Annotated in this window: 1 protein-coding gene; it reads left to right on the top strand. The window is 57.8% G+C overall.

Annotated features, from left to right (window positions below; genetic code table 11):
* Nucleotides 1-61 precede the first annotated feature (61 nt).
* Nucleotides 62-384, top strand: a 323-nt coding sequence (locus DNK59_RS32255) for an NAD(P)-binding protein (RefSeq protein ID WP_146249957.1), incomplete at its 3' end; no start/stop codon positions are given.

Raw genomic sequence — 384 nt, 5'->3', positions numbered from 1 at the left:
ACCAGAACCGAGTGTCCCTAGCTCTTGTTCTGGCCTCTATAACGAAACAAAAGTGGGCTCCATGCTTCCGCTCGCGTTTCTCCCGCCCGTGCCGTTAGATGTTCTGATCATGGGAGCTGGTGTTTCTCGTTTTGGTCTGGCCGCTTACTTGCGGCGCCACCAGCCTGGCAAGGTCTTTGCGATTCTTGAATCCCGTGAGCGAGCGGGCGGAACGTGGGACTTGTTTCGCTATCCTGGCATTCGCTCTGACTCGGACCTGTATACCTTTGGTTTCGACTTCCAGCCCTGGCCCAAGGACAAGTCTCTGGCCGACGCCCAGGACATCCCCGCATCCCTGAGCGAGACCGTCGACGAGTACGCCCTGGAAGCCGTTTCCGAGAACAA

The organism is Pseudomonas sp. TKO26 (assembly GCF_003225665.1).
GTDB classification, from domain to species: domain Bacteria; phylum Pseudomonadota; class Gammaproteobacteria; order Pseudomonadales; family Pseudomonadaceae; genus Aquipseudomonas; species Aquipseudomonas saponiphila.
This window is presented reverse-complemented; position numbering and strand designations above follow the sequence as displayed.